Source organism: Methanohalophilus portucalensis (assembly GCF_002761295.1).
Lineage (GTDB): Archaea > Halobacteriota > Methanosarcinia > Methanosarcinales > Methanosarcinaceae > Methanohalophilus > Methanohalophilus portucalensis.
The window spans coordinates 1,451,206-1,475,168 of record NZ_CP017881.1; the positions used below are offsets into that span (position 1 = coordinate 1,451,206).

At 43.9% G+C, this 23,963-nt stretch carries 25 protein-coding genes and 1 pseudogene; 17 read left to right on the top strand and 9 right to left on the bottom strand.

Going from position 1 to position 23,963, the window contains the following annotated elements; translation table 11 throughout:
* Positions 1–4 precede the first annotated feature (4 nt).
* The 3 genes from BKM01_RS07505 to BKM01_RS07515 are packed head-to-tail and all read right to left on the bottom strand — an operon-like array spanning position 5 to position 3,447.
* A complete protein-coding gene (locus BKM01_RS07505) occupies positions 5–400 on the bottom strand; it encodes a response regulator (RefSeq protein ID WP_072359214.1) in 396 nt (131 codons plus the stop codon).
* Complete coding sequence (locus BKM01_RS07510; protein ID WP_072359621.1) at positions 390–2,648, bottom strand: histidine kinase dimerization/phosphoacceptor domain -containing protein; 2,259 nt, start codon at positions 2,646–2,648, stop codon at positions 390–392. The genes BKM01_RS07505 and BKM01_RS07510 overlap by 11 nt, the downstream gene beginning before the upstream one ends.
* A gap of 19 nt (positions 2,649–2,667) precedes the next feature.
* Entirely contained in the window at positions 2,668–3,447 is a 780-nt protein-coding gene (locus BKM01_RS07515) for a helix-turn-helix transcriptional regulator (RefSeq protein WP_072359216.1), read from the bottom strand.
* 314 nt (positions 3,448–3,761) lie between these two features.
* Here BKM01_RS07515 and mtbC point away from each other — a divergent pair, with 314 nt between their 5' ends.
* The 8 genes and pseudogenes from mtbC (at position 3,762) to BKM01_RS07555 (ending at position 12,531) form a co-directional block, all read left to right on the top strand.
* Positions 3,762–4,373 (top strand): dimethylamine corrinoid protein MtbC, encoded by a 612-nt coding sequence (gene mtbC, locus BKM01_RS07520; protein WP_072359218.1) that lies wholly within the window; start codon positions 3,762–3,764, stop codon positions 4,371–4,373.
* Between the two features lie 11 nt (positions 4,374–4,384).
* Positions 4,385–5,788 (top strand): annotated as a pseudogene (gene mtbB, locus BKM01_RS07525) ([dimethylamine--corrinoid protein] Co-methyltransferase).
* A gap of 80 nt (positions 5,789–5,868) precedes the next feature.
* The gene (locus tag BKM01_RS07530) at positions 5,869–7,386 is read left to right on the top strand and encodes an APC family permease (RefSeq protein WP_072359224.1); all 1,518 of its coding nucleotides are present in this window, start codon (positions 5,869–5,871) and stop codon (positions 7,384–7,386) included.
* 185 nt (positions 7,387–7,571) lie between these two features.
* A complete protein-coding gene (locus tag BKM01_RS07535) occupies positions 7,572–7,769 on the top strand; it encodes a hypothetical protein (protein ID WP_143744124.1) in 198 nt (65 codons plus the stop codon).
* Between the two features lie 44 nt (positions 7,770–7,813).
* Entirely contained in the window at positions 7,814–9,040 is a 1,227-nt protein-coding gene (locus tag BKM01_RS07540) for a peptidase U32 family protein (RefSeq protein WP_085503673.1), read from the top strand.
* Positions 9,033–9,485, top strand: a complete 453-nt coding sequence (locus tag BKM01_RS07545) for a nucleoside deaminase (protein WP_234993659.1) — start codon at positions 9,033–9,035, stop codon at positions 9,483–9,485. Before BKM01_RS07540 ends, BKM01_RS07545 begins: the two co-directional genes overlap by 8 nt.
* A gap of 89 nt (positions 9,486–9,574) precedes the next feature.
* Positions 9,575–11,428 (top strand): DNA topoisomerase VI subunit B, encoded by a 1,854-nt coding sequence (locus BKM01_RS07550; protein ID WP_072359229.1) that lies wholly within the window; start codon positions 9,575–9,577, stop codon positions 11,426–11,428.
* Positions 11,428–12,531 (top strand): DNA topoisomerase IV subunit A, encoded by a 1,104-nt coding sequence (locus tag BKM01_RS07555; protein ID WP_072359231.1) that lies wholly within the window; start codon positions 11,428–11,430, stop codon positions 12,529–12,531. Before BKM01_RS07550 ends, BKM01_RS07555 begins: the two co-directional genes overlap by 1 nt.
* Positions 12,532–12,535: 4 nt before the next feature.
* On the opposite strand, the gene BKM01_RS07560 is transcribed toward BKM01_RS07555, so the two are convergent.
* Complete coding sequence (locus BKM01_RS07560; protein WP_143744126.1) at positions 12,536–12,784, bottom strand: hypothetical protein; 249 nt, start codon at positions 12,782–12,784, stop codon at positions 12,536–12,538.
* A gap of 101 nt (positions 12,785–12,885) precedes the next feature.
* On the opposite strand from BKM01_RS07560, the gene BKM01_RS07565 reads away from it, so the two are divergent.
* From BKM01_RS07565 to BKM01_RS07575, 3 genes are all read left to right on the top strand, one after another.
* Complete coding sequence (locus BKM01_RS07565) at positions 12,886–13,878, top strand: bifunctional N(6)-L-threonylcarbamoyladenine synthase/serine/threonine protein kinase (protein ID WP_072359235.1); 993 nt, start codon at positions 12,886–12,888, stop codon at positions 13,876–13,878.
* Positions 13,863–14,453, top strand: a complete 591-nt coding sequence (locus tag BKM01_RS07570) for a Kae1-associated kinase Bud32 (RefSeq protein ID WP_233125599.1) — start codon at positions 13,863–13,865, stop codon at positions 14,451–14,453. The genes BKM01_RS07565 and BKM01_RS07570 overlap by 16 nt, the downstream gene beginning before the upstream one ends.
* Positions 14,454–14,524: 71 nt before the next feature.
* Positions 14,525–15,079 carry an XTP/dITP diphosphatase gene (locus BKM01_RS07575; protein WP_072359239.1) on the top strand — a complete coding sequence of 185 codons (555 nt, stop codon included), beginning with the start codon at positions 14,525–14,527 and terminating at the stop codon, positions 15,077–15,079.
* On the opposite strand, the gene BKM01_RS07580 is transcribed toward BKM01_RS07575, so the two are convergent.
* Positions 15,068–15,673: a cyclase family protein gene (locus BKM01_RS07580; protein WP_084006270.1), complete on the bottom strand. Its 606-nt coding sequence runs from the start codon at positions 15,671–15,673 to the stop codon at positions 15,068–15,070. The two genes, BKM01_RS07575 and BKM01_RS07580, sit on opposite strands and share 12 nt — an antisense overlap.
* A 14-nt stretch (positions 15,674–15,687) precedes the next feature.
* Complete coding sequence (locus tag BKM01_RS07585) at positions 15,688–16,323, bottom strand: histidinol phosphate phosphatase domain-containing protein (protein ID WP_072359241.1); 636 nt, start codon at positions 16,321–16,323, stop codon at positions 15,688–15,690.
* A gap of 133 nt (positions 16,324–16,456) precedes the next feature.
* On the opposite strand from BKM01_RS07585, the gene BKM01_RS07590 reads away from it, so the two are divergent.
* Positions 16,457–16,759, top strand: a complete 303-nt coding sequence (locus BKM01_RS07590; RefSeq protein ID WP_072359243.1) for a DUF211 domain-containing protein — start codon at positions 16,457–16,459, stop codon at positions 16,757–16,759.
* 3 nt (positions 16,760–16,762) lie between these two features.
* On the opposite strand, the gene BKM01_RS07595 is transcribed toward BKM01_RS07590, so the two are convergent.
* Both BKM01_RS07595 and BKM01_RS07600 read right to left on the bottom strand, forming a co-directional pair.
* Positions 16,763–17,557, bottom strand: a complete 795-nt coding sequence (locus BKM01_RS07595; RefSeq protein ID WP_072359245.1) for a 23S rRNA (uridine(2552)-2'-O)-methyltransferase — start codon at positions 17,555–17,557, stop codon at positions 16,763–16,765.
* A 34-nt stretch (positions 17,558–17,591) separates the two neighbouring features.
* A complete protein-coding gene (locus BKM01_RS07600) occupies positions 17,592–18,149 on the bottom strand; it encodes a DUF7109 family protein (protein ID WP_072359247.1) in 558 nt (185 codons plus the stop codon).
* A gap of 118 nt (positions 18,150–18,267) precedes the next feature.
* On the opposite strand from BKM01_RS07600, the gene coaBC reads away from it, so the two are divergent.
* Both coaBC and BKM01_RS07610 read left to right on the top strand, forming a co-directional pair.
* The gene (gene coaBC / locus BKM01_RS07605) at positions 18,268–19,476 is read left to right on the top strand and encodes a bifunctional phosphopantothenoylcysteine decarboxylase/phosphopantothenate--cysteine ligase CoaBC (protein ID WP_072359249.1); all 1,209 of its coding nucleotides are present in this window, start codon (positions 18,268–18,270) and stop codon (positions 19,474–19,476) included.
* A 7-nt stretch (positions 19,477–19,483) separates the two neighbouring features.
* Positions 19,484–20,359 carry a pantoate kinase gene (locus BKM01_RS07610; protein ID WP_072359251.1) on the top strand — a complete coding sequence of 292 codons (876 nt, stop codon included), beginning with the start codon at positions 19,484–19,486 and terminating at the stop codon, positions 20,357–20,359.
* Positions 20,360–20,386: 27 nt separating this feature from the next.
* Here the strand turns inward: BKM01_RS07610 and BKM01_RS07615 are convergent, their stop codons facing one another.
* Positions 20,387–21,238, bottom strand: coding sequence for a DMT family transporter (locus BKM01_RS07615; RefSeq protein ID WP_072359253.1), 852 nt, complete (start codon positions 21,236–21,238; stop codon positions 20,387–20,389).
* Between the two features lie 200 nt (positions 21,239–21,438).
* Between BKM01_RS07615 and mtaA the strand changes: the two genes are divergently transcribed.
* The 3 genes from mtaA (at position 21,439) to BKM01_RS07630 (ending at position 23,950) form a co-directional block, all read left to right on the top strand.
* A complete protein-coding gene (gene mtaA / locus BKM01_RS07620) occupies positions 21,439–22,479 on the top strand; it encodes a methylcobamide:CoM methyltransferase MtaA (protein WP_072359256.1) in 1,041 nt (346 codons plus the stop codon).
* Between the two features lie 83 nt (positions 22,480–22,562).
* Complete coding sequence (locus BKM01_RS07625; RefSeq protein WP_072359258.1) at positions 22,563–23,306, top strand: 4-phosphopantoate--beta-alanine ligase; 744 nt, start codon at positions 22,563–22,565, stop codon at positions 23,304–23,306.
* Positions 23,303–23,950: an HD domain-containing protein gene (locus BKM01_RS07630; protein WP_084006271.1), complete on the top strand. Its 648-nt coding sequence runs from the start codon at positions 23,303–23,305 to the stop codon at positions 23,948–23,950. Before BKM01_RS07625 ends, BKM01_RS07630 begins: the two co-directional genes overlap by 4 nt.
* Positions 23,951–23,963 lie beyond the last annotated feature (13 nt).

Consider the following 23,963-nt stretch of genomic DNA (forward strand, 5'->3'; position numbering starts at 1 on the left):
AATTTTACTTTTCTTTTTCTTTTTCTTTCCTGTAATTATCCAGAGCTAATTTTATAGTATTTTGCAGGGAGTTTTCCTCAAAAGGCTTTATAAGATAACCGTAAGGTTTTGTTTTTTTTGCCCTTTCGAGCATTTTATCATCCGAATAAGCTGTAAGGTATACAACAGGGATGTCCATAGTGTCATATATCTTTTCAGCTGCTTCAATTCCATCAATTTCACCTTTCAGCATTATATCCATAAGTACAAGATCCGGAAAAGTGATTTCAGCTTTTTGTATAGCTTCTTCACCTGAAGCTGCTATGCTGGGCACCCTGAACCCCATTCCTTTGAGCATTTTTTTTATGCCAAGGGCTACTATATTTTCATCTTCTACCACGAGAATTTTTTCACCTGACATCTTCGCCCTCTGTTATTTCTTGATTATTTTCCTGGAAAATAATTTCAAATCTTGTGCCTTGTGATGTGTCTATTTCTATTGTTGCATTGATTTGTTCTGCAAGTGTATGGACAAGCAAAAGGCCAAGGGAATCTGTATCTTCGAAATCAATTTCATCCTTCATTCCGATACCATTGTCACTGACAACCAGTTTGTGATGATCATTTATTTTTCGAAGTTCGATTATTATAGTGCCTTTACCTTTATCAAAAGCATACTTCAATGAATTGGATACAAGTTCATTTATAATTATTCCGAGTGGAACTGCTGTATCCATTCCCAAAAATATGTTTTCCACATTTATTTTTATATCGACTTCACTTTTTTCAAGTACATAGGATTGGGACAGATAATTGATAAGATTTTTGCTATAGTCTGCAAAATCGATGCTCTCCATGTCCTTTGACTGGTAAAGTTTCTCATGTACAAGGGCCATTGTACGAACTCTGTCCCTGCTATTGTTGAAAGCATCCAGCACGTCATCGTCCCTGAATTTTTCAGATTCAAGGTACAATAGTGTGGATATAACCTGAAGATTATTCTTTATCCTGTGGTGTATTTCTTTTTTTCGTATATCTTCAATTTTAAGAAGAGCTTCTTCAGCTTGTTTCCTTTCATCGATATTAACGATTACACCCTGGAGATATTTCACATCATGGCATTTGCCTTCCATATCAGAAACCTGGTTGTAAATGTCATTATCTTTATTAATCATATTATGTATGATTTCACGCTGCTCTCTCTGGATGAAGGTACGCTCATCAACCCATCGGGTTTCACCGTCTTTTGTCAGTATCCTGTACTCTATATTGAACTGGGTTTCCTTACCGGAGCATATTTCTCCTAGTTTAGTTTCAACCTCGGGCAGGTCATCCGGATGTACAATATCTCCATAATCAAGGCCATTCGGTCCGAAATCTTCCGGAGAATAGCCAAACTGGGATATGTTCTTTGATACAACTTCAACAGGCCAGTTCTTTTCTGCTTTCCATTTGAAAACAATTACCGGGCTGTTGTTGACAACTTTTTCCATCTCTTCTCGTAACTGACTGGCATTCTCAAGAGCATTAAGGATGTCATTCAATCCTTCAGGTATTTCCCGGAAATCAATATCCACGTCTGTTTCGGCCCTTTCATCAAGTTTCCCTCCGATAGCAGCATCAGATATATTCTTAAAGTCATTCACGATTTCATTTATCGGGCCTGTCACCGATCTGGTAATCAAGATTGCAACAGCTCCCATGAATATCAATGATATTGAGGAAATCAAAAGTAACCTATTCCTGAGGTCTGTTACTCCTGCAAGCATTTCATCCCTTGGTACCACGAGGATAAATGCAAAATTTGAAGTTTTTATCGGTTCATAGAACATGACCACATCTTTGCCGGTGATGGGGTCTATTGTTTCTATATAGCCACTTTTGCCGAGTTTTATTTCGTCAGCCATGCGTGTAATTTCCGGTACACCGTAGTCATAGAGGGTTTTTGCTCCCACCAGTTCTTCATTTGTAGGATGGGAGATGAGGATCCCGGTATTTCCGGTCATAATCGCATAGCCGGTATCAAAGGATTTTACTTTGTTTACTACACCATTAAGATGATTCAGGGATACATCGACACCCCCTATGCCAATAAACTCGCCCTCTCTTATTATGGGTGTGACATAACTTACAATGAATACACCTTCATAGTAATAGGGTTCAGTAACGATATCCCGCTTTAGTTTCTTTGGCAGCTGGTAGTATCCGGAAGTTTCATAATCAAGTAGAGGGTCAAGTGTTATATTTCCCGGTATCCTGTTCCAGTAGGGAATAAATCTCCCGGTTTCATCATGGCCGGTTGTGTTTACATAACTACTATCCATACCATCAAAGGCATTGGGTTCAAAACAAACATAGGTTCCCAGTAAGTCAGGATTTTCTTCCAGCAGCTTTAGCAATATATTGTTTACTTCTGTACGGTTTTCGGAATGGTACTGTGTAAGGGAATGGGCGATCGCCTGTCCTGTAGCCTGATTTGATCGCATTTCAATATCAAACTTATTGGCATAGTTTTTCGCTTTCTCTATTGATTGCTGGTATGCCAGTTCCTCTTCCTGAGTTGTCACTGTTGAAATAATCACTGCAGTGGATGTAATCAGTACCACAAGTATACCCATCAGAATAAAAAAGACAAGTTTGGATTTTAATGGTACATCTTTCCATGTCATTTCAATCATTCAGGCCGGATCAATCCCATTCTATCATAGTTGATTTCTGGCAGAAGTGTTTATATAATTCAGTTCCCCATTGAAGTGCACTTGCATCAAAACTCATTATTTTTTTATGATCGTACATATCATTCTTATTGAAGAGGCAGAGATAAATGAACCGATCTGTTACAACGGATGTAAGATTGACTTCGTTGCAAATATATAGATTGGTATGTTCCCTTTCAACAATGTGGCGGAATTTATCAGTATGTTCTTCTTTCATCCGCCTGTAAATTGGCTCCGTAAGTATGAGATCTATCTGAACACCGTTATTTGCCAGTTCATAATATAGATCAGGATACAGAGGATGGAAATAGGCCATTATTGTCATAACTTTATTAGACTTGATAAGATTCTTGCTGAATTCCTCGGGCAGGTCAAAAAGGTGGTTCATATCCGGCTCTATTACCATACATTCGCCTATATCGCCCAGACGTGAATCAAGTCCTTCCGGAATTGAACTTAAATCCCGGGTTGCCCAGTAGTCATTATTTTCCTCTATGACCCCGAGGGTTCTCAGCAGTGGGACCATATTTTTTACTATAATTTCCCCTATATCCGAAAGCCGATAAACTCTGTTCTCTTCAATGATTAGGTTTTGCTCCCGGAGTATTTTTATCTGGGGCATCATCGCTTTGGATGTAACATTAAGGGATGTTTTGATCTGGTCTATATTTCTGGGTCCTTCCATTAGTAGTAAAAGAAGCCTTTTCCTTTTTTCAGAGAGCCAGATAGTATCACTCAATGATGATTGCATACATTCACCTTTTAGTTAAGGGGATTAAACTTCTTTTTTTATATTATTTATATCATTTCAGAACCAGGTCCATTAAAACGAGGTTATGTATTTTAAAACCGTTATAATTTCCCATACCACTGGTAATTACTTGTGCCCTTTGACAAACCTCATAGGGTTTGCTCATTCATTTATCTTTCGCAAATTCGATGCAATTCAGGCTATATACAATTCATATCCTCCTTTTCATGTGAGTAAGCCGATTTTATCGGTGGTCTCAGGATCTCTATGGAAAGGAGGTTGTAACTACGTCAAAAGAAGAATTATATAAAGAACTGTCTGATGCAATTGTAAGTTGCAAGAAAGACCAGGTTCTTGCTGCTGTCGAAAAAGCCCGTGGTGAACTCGAGGCTCCCGACATCATTGAGAACGGTCTTGCAGCAGGTATGAACGAAGTCGGTACCCTTTTTGAAAGGGGTAAGTTATTCCTTCCACATGTCATGATGGCTGCAGAAGCCATGCAGGCCGGTGTGGACGAACTTAAAGACGATATGCCTGAAGCATCCGAAAAGGCTGCCAGCGTAATCGTCAATGGTACAGTAGAGGGAGATGTCCATGACATTGGCAAATCCATTGTATCCACCATGCTCCAGACATCGGGGTTCGAAGTTCATGACATCGGTCGTGATGCACCTGTAGCAGATTTCATTGCCAAGATCAAGGAAACAGACGCAAACATGGTCGGCATTTCCGCACTTATGACCACCACTCTCCAGGGCCAGAAGGAAGTAATCGAAGCCCTTGAAGAAGAAGGTCTCCGTGATAAGGTAAAAGTCATGGTAGGCGGTGCTCCTGCAACCAACTCTTGGGCCAAAAAGATCGGTGCAGATTGTTATGCAGAAAATGCAACTGAAGCTGTTAATAAGGCAAAGGAACTTCTTTTATAAGGTGATTATTTATGGCAAATGAATATTTCTTAAGAATGGGAGATGGCGAGCGTATCTCCATGACCAGGGAGCAGATAATTGCAGACCTTCAGGAAGGTAGTGCAGATGCAGCAGACCTTGGTGACATTCCTGAACTTTCCGGGGATGAAATAGACAAGCTCGCAGACATTATTATGAATCCCAACCGTATAGTCAGTGTCGAACCAGGTATGGAAATCCCTGTAACCCACGACATTGGTTCTATCAGGATCGATGGTGACCAGGGTAACAGTGGTGTAGGAATTCCTGCCAGTCGTCTTGTTGGCTGTATGATGCACGAGAGAGGTTTCGGTGCTGACACAATGGAACTGGGTCATATCGACTACAGTTTCAAACCAGTTAAACCTGTTATTGCTCAGGAATGCCAGACTATGGAATCTTGCCAGCAGAACATGACTGTTCCTCTTCTCTACGGTGCAATGCCAAACCTGGGTCTCTATTATACACCAGATGGACCATTCGAAAACCCTGGTGACCTCATGAAGGCTTTCAAGATCAATGAGGCCCGTGAATCCATCGAGCATGCCGGTGATCATGCAACCCGTGACATGACCTGGATCATGCAGCACCTGCAGAAAGTAGGCTGTGACGGTGTCAACTTCGATACAATCGGTGCAGCAGGAGATGGTGATTTTTATGCTTCCCTTTATTCTATCAAGGCACTCAGGGAAGAATTCCCCGACATCTACATTGAAGCAGGAATGGCTGGAGAATGTACTCTTGGTATGCACGGAGAACTTGAGTTTGAAGGTAATGTTCTTGCAGGTCTGTGGCCACACGAGCAGGCACCCCTTGCAGAAAAGGCTGGTGCAAACGTGTTCGGTCCGGTCTGTAACACCAACACCAGCAAGTCCTCCGCATGGAACCTTGCCCGTTCAGTAACCTTCACCAAGGCAGCAGTTGAAGCTTCAAACATCCCCTGTCATGTTGATATGGGTATGGGTGTCGGCGGTATCCCGATGTTCGAGACTCCACCAATCGATGCAGTAACCCGTGCCAGCAAGGCAATGGTCGAGATTGCAGGTGTCGATGGTATATAGATCGGAGTTGGCGACCCAATCGGTATGCCAATCTCGCACATCATGGCTTCCGGTCTTACAGGTATGCGTGCAGCCGGTGACCTTGTTGCCAGGATGCAGTTCTCTGAGGACATGCGTATAAATGAAGCCAAAGACTATGTTGCCAAGAAACTCGGAGTTGAAGCAATTGACCTGGGTGACGAATATGTCATGAGGGAAATCCGTGAAGAACTTGATATTGGTGTACTTACATCCGTTCCAGGATGTGCCAAAGGTATCGCATCCAAGATGAATATTGAGAAACTTCTGGATGTTAATATCAATTGCTGTGACAGATTCAGGGAAATCACAGGCTAAATTTAAAGGCCGGGGAGTTTCCCGGTTCTAATTTATTATCTTTATAATACATTTCAATAAAAAGGAGCGTGGTGTTTCTTATGAGCGAAGAAAAAGGCGATGCAGGAATCGATCTGCATCATGCGGAACAATGTAGTAAAGTCGTGTGCGATGCCAGTGAACTGGAACGTACCATTGACTGGAAACAGGGACTTGCCATCGCACTTGGTGTCCCGCTGTTGATCCTGCCTTCTCTGGGATATTTCCCTCTTTGGGTATCATCGGCTGCAATAATTGTTTGGGGTCTTTCTGTATTCCAGGGTTTTATGCAAAACCTTGCTTATGGTGAACTTGCAACGGCTTTTCCCCATGCATCGGGTCTACCCGGATTTGCACAAAATGTGTTTAAAACAAAAGATTATACGGGTAAATACGACAAAAGTAAACTGATAGGCGGTTTCAGTGCCTGGAGTTACTGGTTTGCATGGAACCCCGTACTTGCGATATTTGCCATCCTTGTCGGTGGCTATATGTACAATCTTTTCCCCATACTTGCAGAAACATTTACTGAATACCAGCTTTCTCTGGTTGCGGGAATTGTAATATTCGGTGGGCTTATCCTTGTAAATTACCGTGGTCTTGAGGGTGGTGCACTTGCAGGCTATATACTAGCAGCGATTTCACTATTGCCTCTGATTGTCATTACTCTGGCACCCTTTGCAACCGGTGATGTGGTAATGTCTAATATCACAAGCCAGTGGCTTCCAGCAGATTGGGCATGGGATGCTCATCATATCTTGATACTCTTTGGTCTGTTTGCAATGGCCCAGTGGAGTGCTTGTGCCTGGGAAACAGCGGCTATCTATGGCCCTGAATACAAGAATCCCGGATCTGACGTACCAAAAGCTCTGTTTGTCTGTGGTGTCGTATGTTTCTTCTCTTTCGTACTTGTACAGGCAGCAGTAATAGGAGTTCTAGGTGTTGAAGGTACAATTGCACAACCAATATCCCCAATGATCCCTGTAGCACAGGCTGCCTTTGGATCTGCCGGTGCAGTGGTTGCAATCGTCATGTTGATTGCAGCAATGGTGCTTATCATCCAGACTGCTTACCTTGGTTCTGCCAGGGCAATGCACTCAATGGCAACTGAAGGAAACCTGCCAAAAATTTTCGGTAAACTAAATTCCTCCGGTACCCCCATTGTAGCAATGGTAGTAATTGGCCTTTTCAACCTGCTGTTGATATCCATGGGTACACCTACTGCAATCCTTGCAGCATCTGCTATTGGTTACACATGTGCAAACGGTATCAGTCTATTTGCCTATGTAAAAGCCAAATTGAACCCTGAAATGGCCGCACTCGACAGGCCTTTCAAGGCACCAACAGGCTGGAAGAACATTGCATTGCTCTTTGGTATATTCAACATCCCTCTATGTCTTGTGGGTGTAGTCTATCTTAACAGTCTTGAAGTCGGATGGACTTCAACCTGGGTCGGATTCATAGTACTGGCACTTTATCTGCCAATGTGGTTCTACTCTAGGAATGAGGCACATAAGGAAAAAGAAACAATCAGTGCTGTCAGCCTTGTTTCAAGTATCTCCTCCAGTAAAAAGAAGTGAGTGGGATTTGTCTAAAGCATTTCCGGGTCTCTCCTAACCGGAAATGCTCACTCCTATATTTTTTAGCTGTCTTAAATCCCAATTCTTTCATTTTTTGTTTTTTCTACATATTTTTTTATATTTATTTTCTCCTGCAAAAATACATATACATGCTATATAGTTTTCACTTTGTATTCATACCAAAAATGAATCAGAGTGAAAACATGCCAGACATTGAGGATATGATTATCGGGCTACTTCTCACAAGTTTCACAGTTGCACTTGGCCTCTATCTTGTAACATCCGGTTCGGAACTTTATATTCCACGGATGGAAGAGGTCATGATGGGAACAGTTCTTGTTTTTGTAGCAACCGGTTATAACAATTTCCTGCGGAATCCCTGATATAAAGACAAAATCTCTATATCATAACTGATCTTTTTCTACCCATGGATTCTAATTACCCTGTACCTGAACTTGTAGTAGGTGTAAGGGATGAAGGTACCCTTTCCGCATGTTCAAAGTATGCAGATGCTGTGTATTTTTCCGTAGACCGGCTGAGTCTACGATCCCGTGCAAAGGCGATTACTGTGGATAATCTTACAGGCTTTGTAAAATCGGTACGAAAAAAAGGGTTGAAAGCCTATCTTGTTGTCAATTCTGTCATATATCCTGAAGACACTTTTGATTTATCGGCTATCCTCAACGCTGCCAGGAGGGCAAAAGTGGATGCAATCGTAGCCTGGGATCCTGCTGTGATATTGCAGGCATCCTCTATGGGACTTGATATACATATTTCCACACAGGCCAATGTTTCCAATGCAAAGACGGCAGAATTTTATGGTTCTCTTGGTGCAAGCCGTATTATTCTATCGCGCGAGCTAAGTCTTGATCAAATCAAACAAATCAGACAGAATACTGATATTAAACTGGAGGTTTTCGTTCACGGGGCTATGTGTCAGGCAATTTCCGGAAGGTGTTACCTTTCGGCATATCTTCTGGGTAAATCCGGTAACTGCGGTCAATGTACCCAGCCGTGTAGATGGGAATGGACACTCAGTGCGGATGATGGTTCGCAGGTGCAAGTGGGTGGAAAATACCTGCTAAGTGCCAGGGACCTGTGCATGATTGAACATATTCCCCAACTCATAGAAGCCGGGATAGATGCCTTCAAGATTGAGGGGCGATTACGTGACTCAAGATACATTTCTACTGTATCCCGGTGTTATTCAGAAGCTCTGGAGGCCTTCAGGAGTGGAGAATTTGAAAGCAACAGGGTACTTGAATGGAATCAACAGCTTTATGCTGTTTATAACAGAGGTTTTTCCACAGGTTTCTATTTTGGTATTCCCTCCCGTGAAGGTTTCATTGTGGAAAAAGACATGAATGCATCGCAAACCCTCAAACAACTTGTAGGTGAGGTTGTAAATTATTATAAAAATCAGAGTGCTGCATATGTGAAGCTTACAGATTCTGGCCTTAATATAGGTGATACGATTCTGATTGAAGGGGAAAATACCCATCTTGAACAGCATGTATCTTCCATGCAGGTGACAGGTAATAATATTAAATCAGCTGTAAAAGGTATGGATGTGGGGCTTGCGGTAAGTGGCAGGGTCAGGCCCAATGATAAAGTATTCAGGATAGCAAATTCTGATAAATCCGGGAATGAGTGAAATGGATCAATTTATGAAAGAAGCGATAAATGAAGCCATGGCCGGCCGTGATAAAGGTGGTATACCCATAGGCTCTGTACTTGTGAGGAATGGAAAAATTATAGGAAGAGGGCATAATCTCAGGGTTCAGGAAGAAGACCCGCTTGCACATGCGGAAATTTCCTGTATGAGGGATGCGGGCAGAATTGGAAGTTATGCTGATACAGTGTTGTATTCTACCCTTATGCCCTGCTACCTGTGTGCCGGTGCTGTGGTGCAGTTTGGTATTAAAAAAGTGGTTGCCGGGGAGTCAGAAACCTTTGAAGGAGCACAGGATTTCCTGCGTAGCAAAGGAGTTGAGGTGGTTGACCTGGATATACCTGAATGTAAAATGTTGATGAAGGAATTTATTCGGGAATACCCTGAGCTCTGGAATGAGGATATAGGAGAGAGTGGGCCATACTAACAAATATATAAATATATGCTGACTATATTGTAGCGTCTCCTGTGGTCTTAATTTTGCAGGAAGTTTGTTTTTAAGGGGATGAAGGTTCAATGCCAGCACCAATTGCAGAAGAACTTGCAAAAAAGCAACAGTCAATAAGCGTAGCCGAATTTTTTGAAAAGAACAGACAGATACTGGGTTTTGATTCGGCCCCCAGAAGTCTTATTACTACTATAAAGGAAGCTGTGGATAACTCCCTGGATGCCTGTGAGGAATCGGGGATATTGCCTGACATAATGCTTCATATCAAACGCTCGGGTAAAAGTGGGGTCGTTGTGATTATTGAGGACAACGGTCCGGGTATTGTGAAAGATCAGATCCCGCGGGTTTTTGCCAAACTGCTTTATGGTTCTCGCTTTCATGCGCTCAAGCAGAGCAGGGGTCAGCAGGGTATCGGTATCTCTGCAGCGGTTCTCTATTCCCAGCTGACAGCAGGCCATGCTACCAGGATTATTTCAAAGATAGGTCCCCAGTCCCCGGCTCACTATTATGAACTGATGATCAATACCCGTACCAATGACCCTGAAATCTTGAAAGATGAAATAACCGAATGGGATCGTCCTCATGGAACCCGGGTGGAGATGGAAATGGAGGCCACCTATGTAAAGGGGCGCCGCCAATCTGTAGAGGAATATCTCAAGGCCACAGCTATCGTAAATCCTCATGCCCGCATAAAACTCATTGACCCTGACGGTGATGAGAGGATATTTGAAAGGGCGACTGATAAAATACCCGAACCTGCAAGCGAGATCCTGCCGCATCCCCATGGCATTGAACTGGGTACGCTCATGAAGATGTTGCGTTATACCGGCAGGCAGAGACTTGCTCCTTTTCTGAGATATTCTTTTTCCAAGATAGGTTTGCTCACAGCAGAAGAAATCTGTAGTGCCAGTGGACTTGATGTGGATATGGACCCGCACACCATTGAAAGGGAAGATGCGAAACGTCTTCTGGAGGCTTTCCAGAAAGTAAAAATTATGTCCCCTCCGACAGATTGTCTTTCCCCTATAGGTGAAGAATTGATCTATAAAGGTCTGGAGAAAGAATTCAAAGTAGATTTTATTGCAACTACCACGCGTACTCCCTCCGTTTATTCAGGTAATCCCTTTGTTGTGGAAGTTGGGATTGCTTACGGAGGCAACCTGCAAAAGGATGACAGGGTCAATATAATGAGGTTTGCCAACAGGGTCCCTCTTCTTTATCAGCAGGGAGGCTGTGTGACCACACATGGCGTGGAAGGTATCAAATGGAAGCAATATGGTATTAACCAGCCTGGTGGGGGGCTGCCCATTGGTCCTTTGGTACTGCTTATACACGTGGCCTCCACAAATGTACCTTTTACATCTGAATCCAAGGACGCTATTGCGGATATCCCGGAGATTCAGGATGAGGTGGAACTGGCCCTCAAAGAAGTGGGAAGGAAACTAAATCGCTTCCTTAAAAAGAAAGGTTCCCTTAAAAAACGCAAGGAAAAGGAAGTTATTATTAACAAGGTATTGCCCAGGATGGCTGAAAAACTGGCAGAAACACTTGACAGGGAAGTACCGGATATCAATCCCGTTGTTGCCAGGGTAATGGGCAACCTGCTTGTTGACAGGCAATTTGATGATGTTAATGCCAATGTGTCCCTCAGGACAAAGAATTTTGGGAGCAAGAAAGTAGAATTCAAATTACATGAGATGTTGCCTTTCCAGGTCGAGGCAACCCCCTCTCCGAAAGTGGTCAGTATGGGCAATGATTATGATTACATATGGAAAATTGTCCTCAAGCCAGGCGAGGCTTTTGCCGTCAATTACCAGTTACCGGACCCATCGGATTTGGAGTCTATAAAAGAACCTCCTATTGTTGAAGGGGTTGAGGAAGAGATCGTTACAGGTGCCCGAGCGATAAAAGGGGTTGTATAATGGCTAAGAATGAACACCGTAAAGAGCATGACAGGCTTGCACAGCAAAGGTTAACGGGTCTTGCATCGGAGTTGTATTCGCATTTTGTGGATGGAAAGATTCCTTATGTGAATATGCCCAGCAGAACCAAGAACAATATTGAATTTAATGAAAATAGTGATGTATGGGTGTATGGTGGCAGGGAGAGTGAAAGAAGTGCCAAGACCGTCAAAGGTGCATTCCAGTTATTGAAAACCTCTCATGTGCTGGATTTTCTTTTAAATAACCATATTGGGAATAACCGTGGTTCAACGTTGAGGGAATTATACTATATTTCCGAGAACTGGGATATTGCCAAGTTCAAGGAACAACCCGAAAGTGATCGCCTGATTGAGGATCTTGAGATAATTTCCAGTCTCCAGAGGGAATATTTCCACATGCGTCCCGAAGAAGACGGTGCTACACTTTTTGGTCCTCTGCAGCTGCGGGAAGAGACCAAGCGAGGCGATCGTGATATCCATTGCCAGGAGGATGTGGGTGAAAGTGGCTATCAGATCCCTTTCAATGTGGAGAATATCGATTTCATAGATCATGATGCCAAATTCATAATAGCCATTGAGACCGGTGGTATGTATGCCCGTTTGATTGAGAATGGTTTTGATGAATTAAATGATGCTATACTTGTACATCTCAAAGGCCAGCCTGCTCGCTCAACCCGGCGTATGATAAAAAGGATGAATGAAGAACTGGGTATTCCGGTTGTGGTATTTACTGATGGTGATCCCTGGTCATATCGTATCTATGCTTCAGTTGCATACGGTGCCATCAAGAGTGCCCACCTTTCCGAGTTCATGGCAACTCCTGCGGCCAAGTTTGTCGGAGTGCAGCCATCGGATATCGTGGAGTATGAATTATCCACCGATAAATTGACCGATAAGGATGTCGATGCCCTGCGCAGTGAACTTACAGATCCGAGGTTTGAAACCGATTACTGGAAAGAACAGATTAACCTGCAGCTTGATATTGGGAAAAAGGCAGAACAGCAGGCCTTTGCGGGCAAGGGTCTGGACTTTGTCACAAAGACATACCTGCCCGATAGGCTTTCTGATATGGGTATAATTTAATAAATCATTCAAAGAATTTTGTGCGTTGCAGAAGGTCGTCAACACTCTTTTTTGTATGGAGGCCTTCCAGCATCCTGTCCCTGTCAATCCACATATCAGCTGCACTCTGAAGGCCGCTTGTTTTGTGGGGGACATAATTAATGCCTTCATCAGGTGTGGACAGACGGTCGGAAAATCCCATCTCTCCTATCTTCCATTCTTTTACGGATGCCTGTGCCTCTGTTTTTGTTTGCTCGGTTTTCTCTTCTGACATGGCATCCCTTTTTGCATTTCCCTCAATATATAACTTGCCTGGGTTTGCATCAGTAAACTTAATATTCCCCACTTCCCATTAGCGCAAAGGAGTTATTGCAAGTGACGCTGGTTCTTGGCATAGAGGGCACCGCATGGAATCTGAGTGCGGCTGTTGTTAATGAAGATGAAGTTGTCTGTGAGGTGACGCATACATACAAACCGGTTACAGGGGGAATTCATCCTCGAGAAGCGGCTCAACATCATGCCCAGTTTGCTTCCTGGGTGATTTCCAATCTTTTCGATGAAATAGCAGAGAAAAACATAAGTCCCAATGATATTGATGCGATCTCTTTTTCACAGGGTCCGGGTCTAGGTGCCTGTTTGAGGACCGTGGCAACTGCTGCCAGGGCCCTTTCCCTGTCCCTTGAAATTCCTCTTGTAGGGGTAAACCATTGTGTAGCCCATGTGGAGGTCGGTAGGTGGAAAACACCTGCAAAGGATCCTGTGGTTCTCTATGCAAGCGGTGCTAATACCCAGGTACTGGCCTACAGGCGTGGAAAATACCGCGTATTCGGGGAGACCCTGGATATTGGTGTAGGAAATGCCCTTGATAAGTTTGCCCGCAGTGCAGGCCTGTCTCATCCGGGCGGGCCGCAGATCGAGATGTATGCAAAGGATTCGGTAAAATACGTAAACCTGCCCTATGTGGTGAAGGGTATGGATTTCTCTTTTTCCGGGCTTTCAACTGCAGCCACCGATGCCCTGCAAAAACATACTCTGGAGGATGTGTGTTATTCCCTGCAGGAGAGTGCTTTTGCAATGCTTGTGGAGGTAACCGAACGGGCTCTGGCACATACCGGTAAGACGGAGGTGTTGCTCGGTGGTGGTGTCGGTGCGAACATGCGCCTGCGGGAAATGCTTGATATCATGTGTGATGACCGTGGTGCATCCTTTTATGTTCCTGAAAAACGTTTCATGGGAGATAATGGTGCTATGATCGCCTGGCTTGGTCTTCTTATGTATAAGGCAGGCGATACAATAGAGGTCGAAGATTCTCATGTAAATCCAAATTATCGTCCTGACATGGTGGATGTGACATGGTTGAAGGAGTAAATGGAATGATCAGGGATGGTGCAGAGGCAAAGGTCATCCGGAAGAATAGCCGTCTGGTCAAGAGTCGCATCCCTAAACGTTATCGTGTGCGGGAACTGGATGAGCGGATACGCAGGGAACGTACTCGTGCAGAGGCCCGTTTGATCTCGGAAGCCCGCAGGGCCGGGGTGGCGACACCCGTTATCTATGATATTTATAATTCCACCATTGAGATGGATTTCATTGAAGGTAAGCCATTAAAATATGTCATTTCTGAAGGTTTATGTGAAAAACTCGGGGAACTTGTGGGCAGGCTCCATGCTGCAGGTATAATTCACGGAGACCTTACGACCTCGAATATCATCTGGGATGGAAGCAAGATGTGGCTTATCGATTTTGGGCTTGCTTTCAGTGCAGAGGATATTGAATCCCGCGGTGTAGATATTCATGTGCTCTTCCAGACCCTTGAAAGCTCCCATCCCGACCACGAGGCACTCATAGATGCCTTTTGCAGGGGTTATTATCGCACTCTTGAATCTGCGAGAGATGTACTGGAAAGGGTTGTTGAAATTGAAACCAGGGGAAGGTACGCCTGAGTAATCTTTATCATACATTTTAGTTCTTGTACAGTCAGATATAATCTATTAACAACTCATAGTGTGATACCATGCGCAAAATTGTATTCGTTACCGGCAACAGCGGCAAGTTCAGGGAAATCAAGGCAATCCTGGGGCAGAGGGGAATTGAGGTTCTCCAGAACACCGATGGTTATCCTGAGTTGCAGGAGGATGACCTGGAACCAATCGCAGCCGATGGTGCCCGCCGAGCCTGTGAAAAACTGGGAATGCCTGTAATGGTTGATGATTCCGGGCTTTTCATTGATGCCCTGAATGGTTTCCCGGGCCCCTATTCTGCCTTTGTGGAGGATAATCTTGGCAATCCCAAAGTCCTTAAATTAATGGAGGATGAAGAAAATCGCAGTGCTTATTTCAAATCCGTCATTGGCTACTGTGAGCCGGGAAAAGAACCCCTGACGTTTACCGGTACTGTTGAAGGCAACATCGCTTATGAGGAAAAAGGGGAAGGCGGTTTTGGCTATGACCCTATATTCCTGTATGGTGACCGGACATTTGGTGAGATGGGAGATGAGGAAAAGAATAAAGTATCCCACAGAAAGCGTGCTGTGGACAAGTTTGTGGAATGGGTTGACTCAAACTTCTGACTGGAGAAGTATTGCTCGTGCCGGTGCCCCATCACACCCTTTTATTTTTAGTGGCAGACAGACAAATCCATAATAACCCGGTGCAACCTTTTTAAGGTCCAGATTTTCAATGATATTGATCCCTTTTCCAAGCAAAACTCTGTGGTTATCCAGTCCTTCCCCGGAATCCAATGACTCAGAATCGATACCCACTGTCAGGAATCCTTTTTTTGCAATCCATTCTGCGGCATCTGGGAGTATCTTTGCAAATTTTTGGTCTGATGATTCAGTTTTCAGCAATATGATTTCACATCTGTTTTTGTCTTTGGAGGGAAAGGCTTCTTCCATTTCGTCATTTCGGATTTCGGTTTTCCCGGAAAGATCGATCAGATAAGCCCTGCCTACAAGAGAGGATAATTCCAGTTCATCCACTGTGCGCCCGTCCTCAAATATATGGGCAGGGGCATCGATATGGGTTGCAGTGTGACTTCCCATTTCGAGTTCTGAGACACTGTATCCGCAGGATTCTATCGAAGCGATCCGTCTGACAGTAACTTTTGGATCCCCCGGATAAACCCTGGTTTCAGGTCCGATGGATTGTGTAATATCAATAATTTCCTATGTCATTTTTATATAAAGACCCTTGAATTTTCCAGCACCTGCTTTGCTTCATCCTTTTCAAGGCCTGCTCCCATTGCCACTTTCAATGCAGTGCTTGTTGTTATCAGGTCAGAAGGATGGTGTGAATCAGTATCCACTACCATTGTCGCACCGCTAAGTTTTGCGATTTTGGCAACATGCCCATTGGTGCGGTTATGCCCGCCCCTGGAGGTTATTTCCAGGCATACATTATTGTCCGCTGCAATTTTAGCTTCTTCTTCAGTGATAAATCCGGGGTGTGCCAGGATATCTACATCCGAACATTGTGCAGCTGCACGGTTTGTGCCGGGCAAAACCGGTTCTACCGGACTTTCCCCGTGTACAACAACAATTTCGGCTCCCAGTCCTCTTGCAAGTTTTGCAAGGGTTGCTATTTTTACAGGGGGCACATGTGTTATCTCAATGCCGGGAAGCACCTTTATATCCATTAGCTCTTCCAGGTATTTTGCCTTGGTAACACAGTTGAGTATGTGTTCTACGTTGGTGAAATCGGCATGGTCTGTTAGGCCGATTGCCTCATATCCGAGAGTTTTTGCCCTGCGGACCTGTTCACTTGGAATAAGTTCTCCATCGCTGAATATTGTATGTGTATGCAGATCTATCATAATAATTCCTGTTGTCTTTTGTACAAAGTATTTATTCTTTGTATTGATAATATCTTCTGTGCTAGATGTCCATATTTTTATATCATATGCATGGAATGGGTATCTAAATAATTCTTCATATTGGAGATAATGAATGATGAATAATAAGTCAGGGATTCGCAGGTTGGTTCTGGATGTTCTGAAGCCACATAATCCTTCCATAGTTGAACTTGCAGGTGTGTTGGGTGATGTGGAAGGAGTTGATGGTGTCAACCTTAGTCTTTATGAAATGGATCAGAAAACCGAAAATGTAAAAATCACCCTGGAAGGGCTTGATCTTGACTATGAACTTATCCGTCAGGAAATAGAGAATATGGGTGCCGTGGTCCACAGCGTAGATGAGATTGCAGCCGGTAAAAAAATCATCGAAGAAGTGGAGACTCACCAGGATAGGTGATTCTCATTTTTCTTCTTCTTCAGGACTTTCCAGTCTCTGTATAACATCTGCAAAAGCAAAATTGGGTTTTACATCTCTTACCTTTATGCGCACTTTTTCTCCTTTTTCAGTATCGGAGATGAATACTACAAACCCTTCCACAAAAGCAGTACCGTCGCCGCCGGATCCTATTCTTTCGATAACAACATCATATTCCTCTCCTTTCCTGATTGGTGCGGTAAGGAATTTTTTGCCTACGACGTATATTTCGGCACTTTCTGACCTTGAAGCCTCTGGTGAATGGGCCCGGACATAGGTAAATTCACCTCTTACTTTATCCAGGTATTCCTTGAACATATCTCCCTGGAATACTTTTACAACAAAATTTCCCTGGGGTTTAAGGATGCGGGTTGCACATTCAAGTGCTGATTCGGCCAAAGCGATGGAGCGTGCATGATCCAGGTTCCAGTTTCCTGAAAGATTGGGTGCAGCATCACAGATAACAGTATCAGCTCCTTCTTCTCCTACTGCTTCCTTGATCTGATTTGCAGTCTCTTCCCGGGTAATATCACCGCGAATTATGGTTATTCTGTCCATTGGCTTGATGCGCAATATGTCTACACCGACAACTTTCCTTTTTGTCAGTTCCCTTGCGACTTCAAGCCACCCACCCGGAGCGGCTCCGAGATCTACAACATCACTGTCTTCTCTGATAACATTAAATTTCTTGTTAATCTGCTGGAGTTTGTAGGCTGCTCTTGAGCGATAACCTTCGGCTTTTGCACGCCAGTAATATGTATCTCTTCTATGCCTTGCCATTGGATTGCTTCCTTCATTATGTAAGTATAAAAGGTTATGCCTCTTTAAGTTCCTCTATCCGCGCACTCAATGAGAATATATTTTCCTCTATCTCAGTGAGTGCATCAGGAACCCATGTATCAAAATCATAGTAAATATTTACAAGGTCCATGTATTTGTGCTCCAGATCCTCTATGTATTCAGGTTCTGCAGGGGTCTGCACTTCATTGATCATGTTCTCCAGATGTGTGGTCCGCATCTTCAATCTTCTTTTAAAGCGTGCTGCTACTTTTCCCATGTCCAGTTCTCTTTTTTCTAACCCAAGCATATCAAGTGCATCACTCAATTCCTGTGGATATTCAGGAAACGCGTCTGGTCCCAGAATAAAATATTCTGCCCCCTCTGTGTTTTCCATCCCTATTATTTCTTCACAGGTTACGTTTTCCAGAAAATGTCTGGAACAGGCCTTTTCACACATCTTGAGTATATCTTCCTCTGTAGGGGGTTCATCATCCCTTGCATAGGTGATTTCCTGGGCAGTGCAGGTAATCTCGTGTATTGTGGCTGCTCCCAGTACATCAATTATCCCGGAAAGTTCTTCGATTGAAATCATGATTATTTCTGTATCATTTTATGGCTTAATAATGTCATGCCCGCGAAACTCAATGTGTTTATTCGACTATTTTTAAATAATTAGAAGCTAACACTCTTCCATAATACAGGCGAAAATCATGCATTCTACACTATGGATCAAAGGAACTAAAAGTAAATCCCTTGAGGGAAAGACCGTTGTGCTGGCAGTTACCGGCAGTATTGCAGCCGTGAGGGTTGTGGAACTGGCACGTGAATTAATACGCAACGGTGCAAATGTCTATGCTGTCATGAGTGAAGCAGCCACGCGTATTCTCCATCCTGATGCATTACATTATGCTACCGGTCATGAAGTGATCACGGATATAACCGGGGGGGTGGAGCATGTGGGGATGTGCGGGATACAGGGTATGGCGGATCTTTTATTGATAGCTCCGGCAACGGCGAATACTATAAGCAAAATCGCAATGGGAATTGATGATACGCCTGTAACAACTTTTGCAACCACTGCTATTGGTAGTGGGGTGGCCACGATAGTTGTACCTGCAATGCATCAGTCCATGTATGATCATCCTGCGGTGCATTCCAATCTCGAAAAACTTGAGAGTTATGGAATCAGTTTGGTTGGTCCCCGTGTAGAGGAAGGGATCGCCAAGATATCTCCAAATGATGATATTGTCCTGGCAGTTGAAAGGGAACTTATGGGAAAAAAGCTTGCAGGCAAGAAAATAGTGCTGACATCCGGTGCAACTGCTGAAATAATTGATCCTATCCGTATACTCACAAACCGGGCTTCCGGCAAAACAGGTCAGGAATTGGCAAGGGAGGCTTTCCGGCGGGGCGGGGATGTTACAATAATCCACAGGAATGAAATGAATGTGGATGGTATAAATGAGGTTTATGCAGAAAGTGCAGCCAGTATGCTGGATAACTGCATGAAAGAAATAGATCGGGGATGCGATGTATTCATAAGTTCGGCTGCGATATCGGATTATACACTTGATTCTTCAAGATCCAAAATAAAATCAGGTCAGAACCTTATTCTTGAAATGCAACCCACAGAAAAGATATTGCCACAGGTACGAGGTAATCATCCCGGCATAGTGATTGTGGGTTTTAAAGCTGAAACCGGTGTTGTTGAAAAAGAGCTTGTGGGAAGTGCGACCCGTATGCTTGAAGAATATGGCCTTGACATGGTTGTTGCCAATGATGTGGGGGGAGGGGGAATGGGCACCTCTGATAATTCTGTATATATCCTGCAGGATGGGCTTTCAGCATCTCATTATAGTGGTTCCAAACGTTACCTCGCATCTGTAATAATGGACCGGCTTGAGCAAATCCTGTTGTGAGGTTTCTATGGATCCAAAACAAGAATGTGTAACATGCTTTGCTCCTGGCCACATTACAGGTTTTTTTACAATCCATGAAAACGATGATCCGGCCTTGAAGGGCACTACGGGGTGTGGTATAGTTCTTAACAGGGGGGTCACTGCAAAAGTAGGTGTAGGACCCGATATTAAAGAGACAGAGATCTTCCTGAATGGTTCAAGGAAACAAGCACCTGTAACTTCTCATCTGGTGACTTCTCTATGCTGTGAACCTGTAAGGATAGAATCTCATGCCGATATCCCCGTAGGCTGTGGTTTTGGTGCTTCCGGTGCAGGTGCACTGGCAACTTCCTATTGCTTAAATGACCTTTTCTCATTGGACATGACTCAAAATGAACTCGTGGAAGCCGCTCATATTGCCGAAGTTGTAGGAGGAGGTGGACTGGGTGATGTGGAAGCCCAGGCAAACGGCGGGATTGTTATCAGGAAAAGACCGGCTCCGGTTACAAAAGGAGGCCTGCTGGATCGTATAGTTTCTCCCTCATTTAGTGTACACTGCGTGGCTCTGGGTAAGTTGTCTACAAAAAAGACCCTTGCCGATTCCTCTGTGACTGGAAATATCAATATTGCAGGCAAAACCGCTATGAAAAACTTGCTACTGAGTCCGACCATTGAAGAATTTATGCGCCAATCCCGCAGTTTTAGTTTTGAACTGGACCTTTTGAGCAAAGGGTCAAAAGACATCATCGAGGCAGTGGAAAATGTTGGTGGATTTGCTTCACAGGCTATGCTTGGGGATGCGGTTTTTGCTATTGCTGGCCCGGAGTGTACTGATGCTGTCATCAGGGATACGATGAGTGAATTCGGAACAGTATTTAGCAGTACAATTGCAGGTACTTATTGACATCTCTGCAAATCCTATCTTTTTCTTTCATATTGACATAAGGATTATTGCAAAAAGGGCGGATGCCACTCCTAACCACTGTCTGGGGGCAAGTTTTTCTTTTAATATAAAATATGCAAGCATTACCGTGACACCCGGGCTTAATGAGGATAGAATTGTGGTAATATCCAGTCTGCCTGCTTCTGAAGCCAGTGTGAAGAATGTACCTCCTCCGGTATTGAAAAGTCCTGCAAGAACAATTACGGGCAGTACGTCAATGGAGGAGGGTTTCACTTTCACTGATCCTGTCAGTGTGACAAAACCTACAAACATCAAAAGGGCTGTTCCTCTGGCAAAGGCCAGTGGCCAGAATATGGCAGTTTCACTGAAATTATCTATGGATATAAAAAAGAGTCCAAAGCCCATTCCCGCTAGAAAAGGATACTTCAGGTCATTTATTTTGACTTTTGGCCCGTTATCCATGCTGACAATAAGCCACACTGCTATAAAAGCAAAAATGAATCCTGCAATTCGCAGGATTTGCGGAAATCCTTCATAAAACGCAGAGTAAATTACCGGGACAATGGCCGATATCACTGCAGCCACCGGGGCAACGATACCCATTTTTCCTTCAACCAATCCCTGATAGAGGGCTAACAATCCGGATGTTCCAAAAAAACCTGCAAGACATCCCCATAACAATTTACTTATTGGGGGCAGGCTTTCTGAGAAAACAAATGCGAGTATTGGAAAAAGTACAACTCCTACAATCTGGGTTACCAGAACTACTGAATATACGTTAGTGCGTCTTGAAGCACAGCCGCCGGTAAAATCACCCGCTCCCCAGGAAACGGCAGATGCAAGGCCAAAAAAGATTGCCATAAGTTCAACAGGGATCATTTTGGATTCTCCGGTTCATATTGGGATTCTCATTGGCTGATTGATGTATTTGATGTTAAATCTGTGCTTTAGTCGATAGATTGAAGTAGTCTTCAGGTGAGATTATTTCATAAAATTAGCTGCAGATAACCACGTCTGAATCTCATATCTGGATTTCCTTGCAGGATTGCAATTTGATATTTTCTATCCGGAGGCATTTAATGACAGGCATCACACTAAAACAAAGATTTTTGGATTCCCTTGCAGGAAAAGATGTTGACAAGGTACCGGTCTGTTCGGTAACCCAGACAGGTACAATTGAATTGATGGAAGCCACCGGCAGCCATTGGCCAGAGGCACATTATGATGCTGAAAAAATGGCTGCACTGGCTATAGGTGGGTATGAGGTGGCCGGTCTGGAAGCCGTACGTTATCCTTTTGACGGTACGGCCATAGCCCAGACTCTGGGATGCACGATAAAGGAAGGAACTTTTGATTCGCAACCATCTGTTCTTGACAATCCATGTAGTAATAAGGAGGATGTAGGGAAGTTCAATCTCCCGGATAATTTCCTGGAAAGTGAACGTATATCCACTATACTGGATGCCACGGAAATTGTCCGGGAAAGGGTTGGGGAAGACATACCTGTTGTTGCAGGCATGCTTGGTCCTGCTGCAATTGCTATCTCTCTTGTGGGTGCAAAGAATTACCTTATGTGGTCCCTCACTGAGCCGGAAACTATGCGTGAACTGCTCGGTATGGGTGTAGAAGTATGTGTTGAATATTCCAATGCCCTTTTCGAAAGGGGTGTGGATGCAATCTGTATGCCTGATTCCGAAGCAGGGCCGGACCTCTTACCTCCTGAATATTTTGAATCCCTGGTTCTTCCGGAATATGATAAAATCTGTTCCGGCACTGATGGGCCGATGATTTTGCACATATGCGGGGATGCCACCGCAATCCTCGAACCTATGGCACGTTCTGGATTTGAGGGGTTGAGTATTGAAGAAAAAGTGGATGCCAAATATGCCAAAAGGATAATTGGGGACAGGGCTTGTTTGATAGGCAACGTTTCGCCTGTAGATATCCTCCTTTCGACTCCTGCCGAAGAAGTGAAAAGACAGGCTAAGATGTGTATTGAAGACGGTGTGGATATTCTTGCTCCGGGCTGTGGACTTGCTCCATATACTTCACTTGAGAACCTGAAGGCTTTTGTGGAAGCAAGGGACGAGTACTATAAGGTTTTAAATCCCGAGTTATAAGAAGGTACAAATACCTGTTTTTCTTTTGAAGCAACAATTAATTGATCGATTTATGTTTGTTCTGATTATTGAGGTGTAAAAAATTGACTGGCATTCCACAAACACATCCTCGTTATCATTCCCTGATTGCAAGGGAAAATATTGTTGAAGGTGTGAATAAAGGTATTACTAGTATACAGGGTCTTGTGGCTCAGGGCAGAGGTGAATGTTTTGACTACCTGCTTGGTGAAAGGACTGTCCCTTCTGCCTTACTTGCAGAAAAGATAGCTTCTGCAATGCTTCTCCTGGCAGATAGGCCGGTCATTTCGGTAAACGGCAATACATCTGCCCTTGTCCCTGAAAAAATGGTTGAGCTTGCATCTGTCACAGGGGCATCTCTTGAAGTCAATCTTTTTCACCGTACCGAGGAGAGGGTTTCTCGTATCATCTCTCATCTGGAATCCTTTGGTGCGACCCGTGTGCTTGGGGCACGAGGGGATGGCAGGCTTGATCTTGAACATGCCCGGGCTATTGTGGATCAGGAAGGAATCTACAGTGCAGATGTGGTTCTTGTTCCCCTGGAGGACGGGGATAGATGCCAGAAATTGGTGGAGATGGGTAAAACTGTTATTGCAATCGATTTGAATCCTTTCTCGCGCACATCAAAGACAGCCACCCTTACGATTGTGGACAATGTGGACCGTGCGATGGTAAACCTAATCAGCTATTCCCGGCAACTTGGAATATGTAGCCATGAAGAGCTTGAGGAAATTGCAGGAGATTTTGATAACGCTAAATTTCTCAGAGAAGCTGTTGGAGAACTAATGGAGAATCTTAAGAATCAGTGAAGGTGATCATTCTGGATATTATTGAAATCACAAGAGATTATGTGTCAGATGTACTCTCCGATGAACCCAGTAGCCACGATATGGGTCACGTGGAGCGGGTCGAATCCCTTTGCATGTATATAGGGGAAAAGGAAGGGGGAAATCCTGATGTATTGAGGCTTGCTGCCCTATTGCATGATGTGGGGGTTGTTCGCGAACATGAGGAAGGTGGTGATCATGCATTGTATGGTGCTGAAATCGCAGATTCTTTTCTGGCTGACAAAGAAGTTGATGAAAAAACCATTGAACACGTTGTATCCTGCATACGTACTCACAGATTCAGCCGGGGTATGATTCCCGAATCAATCGAAGGGCAAATTCTACAGGATGCGGATAGGATTGATGCCCTGGGTGCGGTAGGTATTTTCAGGTCACTGGTTTCAATGGGGGCTTTGCGAGGCTTAAAACATGCCAATGGTACTGTGAAGGAAAGTTCCATGAATGCCTATGCACAAAACCCTTTTGAAGGTTTTGAAGAATATATGGAAAGGAAGCCTTTTAAGATAATGGATCGTCTGAACACACATACTTCCAGGGATATTGCAACAGAGAGGCTGAAAATTATGGAAACTTTCCTTGAACAGCTCAAAAAGGAAGTTTATTGATATTGGAGGGGTT

Excerpts from the sequence above, each read along its gene's own strand:
- BKM01_RS07505 (WP_072359214.1), bottom strand. The coding sequence starts at position 400 with ATGTCAGGTGAAAAAATTCTCGTGGTAGAAGATGAAAATATAGTAGCC.
- BKM01_RS07510 (WP_072359621.1), bottom strand. The coding sequence starts at position 2,648 with ATGACATGGAAAGATGTACCATTAAAATCCAAACTTGTCTTTTTTATT.
- BKM01_RS07515 (WP_072359216.1), bottom strand. The coding sequence starts at position 3,447 with ATGCAATCATCATTGAGTGATACTATCTGGCTCTCTGAAAAAAGGAAA.
- BKM01_RS07530 (WP_072359224.1), top strand. The coding sequence starts at position 5,869 with ATGAGCGAAGAAAAAGGCGATGCAGGAATCGATCTGCATCATGCGGAA.
- BKM01_RS07535 (WP_143744124.1), top strand. The coding sequence starts at position 7,572 with ATGAATCAGAGTGAAAACATGCCAGACATTGAGGATATGATTATCGGG.
- BKM01_RS07540 (WP_085503673.1), top strand. The coding sequence starts at position 7,814 with ATGGATTCTAATTACCCTGTACCTGAACTTGTAGTAGGTGTAAGGGAT.
- BKM01_RS07545 (WP_234993659.1), top strand. The coding sequence starts at position 9,033 with ATGAGTGAAATGGATCAATTTATGAAAGAAGCGATAAATGAAGCCATG.
- BKM01_RS07550 (WP_072359229.1), top strand. The coding sequence starts at position 9,575 with ATGCCAGCACCAATTGCAGAAGAACTTGCAAAAAAGCAACAGTCAATA.
- BKM01_RS07555 (WP_072359231.1), top strand. The coding sequence starts at position 11,428 with ATGGCTAAGAATGAACACCGTAAAGAGCATGACAGGCTTGCACAGCAA.
- BKM01_RS07560 (WP_143744126.1), bottom strand. The coding sequence starts at position 12,784 with ATGTCAGAAGAGAAAACCGAGCAAACAAAAACAGAGGCACAGGCATCC.
- BKM01_RS07570 (WP_233125599.1), top strand. The coding sequence starts at position 13,863 with ATGGTTGAAGGAGTAAATGGAATGATCAGGGATGGTGCAGAGGCAAAG.
- BKM01_RS07575 (WP_072359239.1), top strand. The coding sequence starts at position 14,525 with ATGCGCAAAATTGTATTCGTTACCGGCAACAGCGGCAAGTTCAGGGAA.
- BKM01_RS07585 (WP_072359241.1), bottom strand. The coding sequence starts at position 16,323 with ATGATAGATCTGCATACACATACAATATTCAGCGATGGAGAACTTATT.
- BKM01_RS07590 (WP_072359243.1), top strand. The coding sequence starts at position 16,457 with ATGATGAATAATAAGTCAGGGATTCGCAGGTTGGTTCTGGATGTTCTG.
- BKM01_RS07595 (WP_072359245.1), bottom strand. The coding sequence starts at position 17,557 with ATGGCAAGGCATAGAAGAGATACATATTACTGGCGTGCAAAAGCCGAA.
- BKM01_RS07600 (WP_072359247.1), bottom strand. The coding sequence starts at position 18,149 with ATGATTTCAATCGAAGAACTTTCCGGGATAATTGATGTACTGGGAGCA.
- coaBC (WP_072359249.1), top strand. The coding sequence starts at position 18,268 with ATGCATTCTACACTATGGATCAAAGGAACTAAAAGTAAATCCCTTGAG.
- BKM01_RS07610 (WP_072359251.1), top strand. The coding sequence starts at position 19,484 with ATGGATCCAAAACAAGAATGTGTAACATGCTTTGCTCCTGGCCACATT.
- BKM01_RS07615 (WP_072359253.1), bottom strand. The coding sequence starts at position 21,238 with ATGATCCCTGTTGAACTTATGGCAATCTTTTTTGGCCTTGCATCTGCC.
- mtaA (WP_072359256.1), top strand. The coding sequence starts at position 21,439 with ATGACAGGCATCACACTAAAACAAAGATTTTTGGATTCCCTTGCAGGA.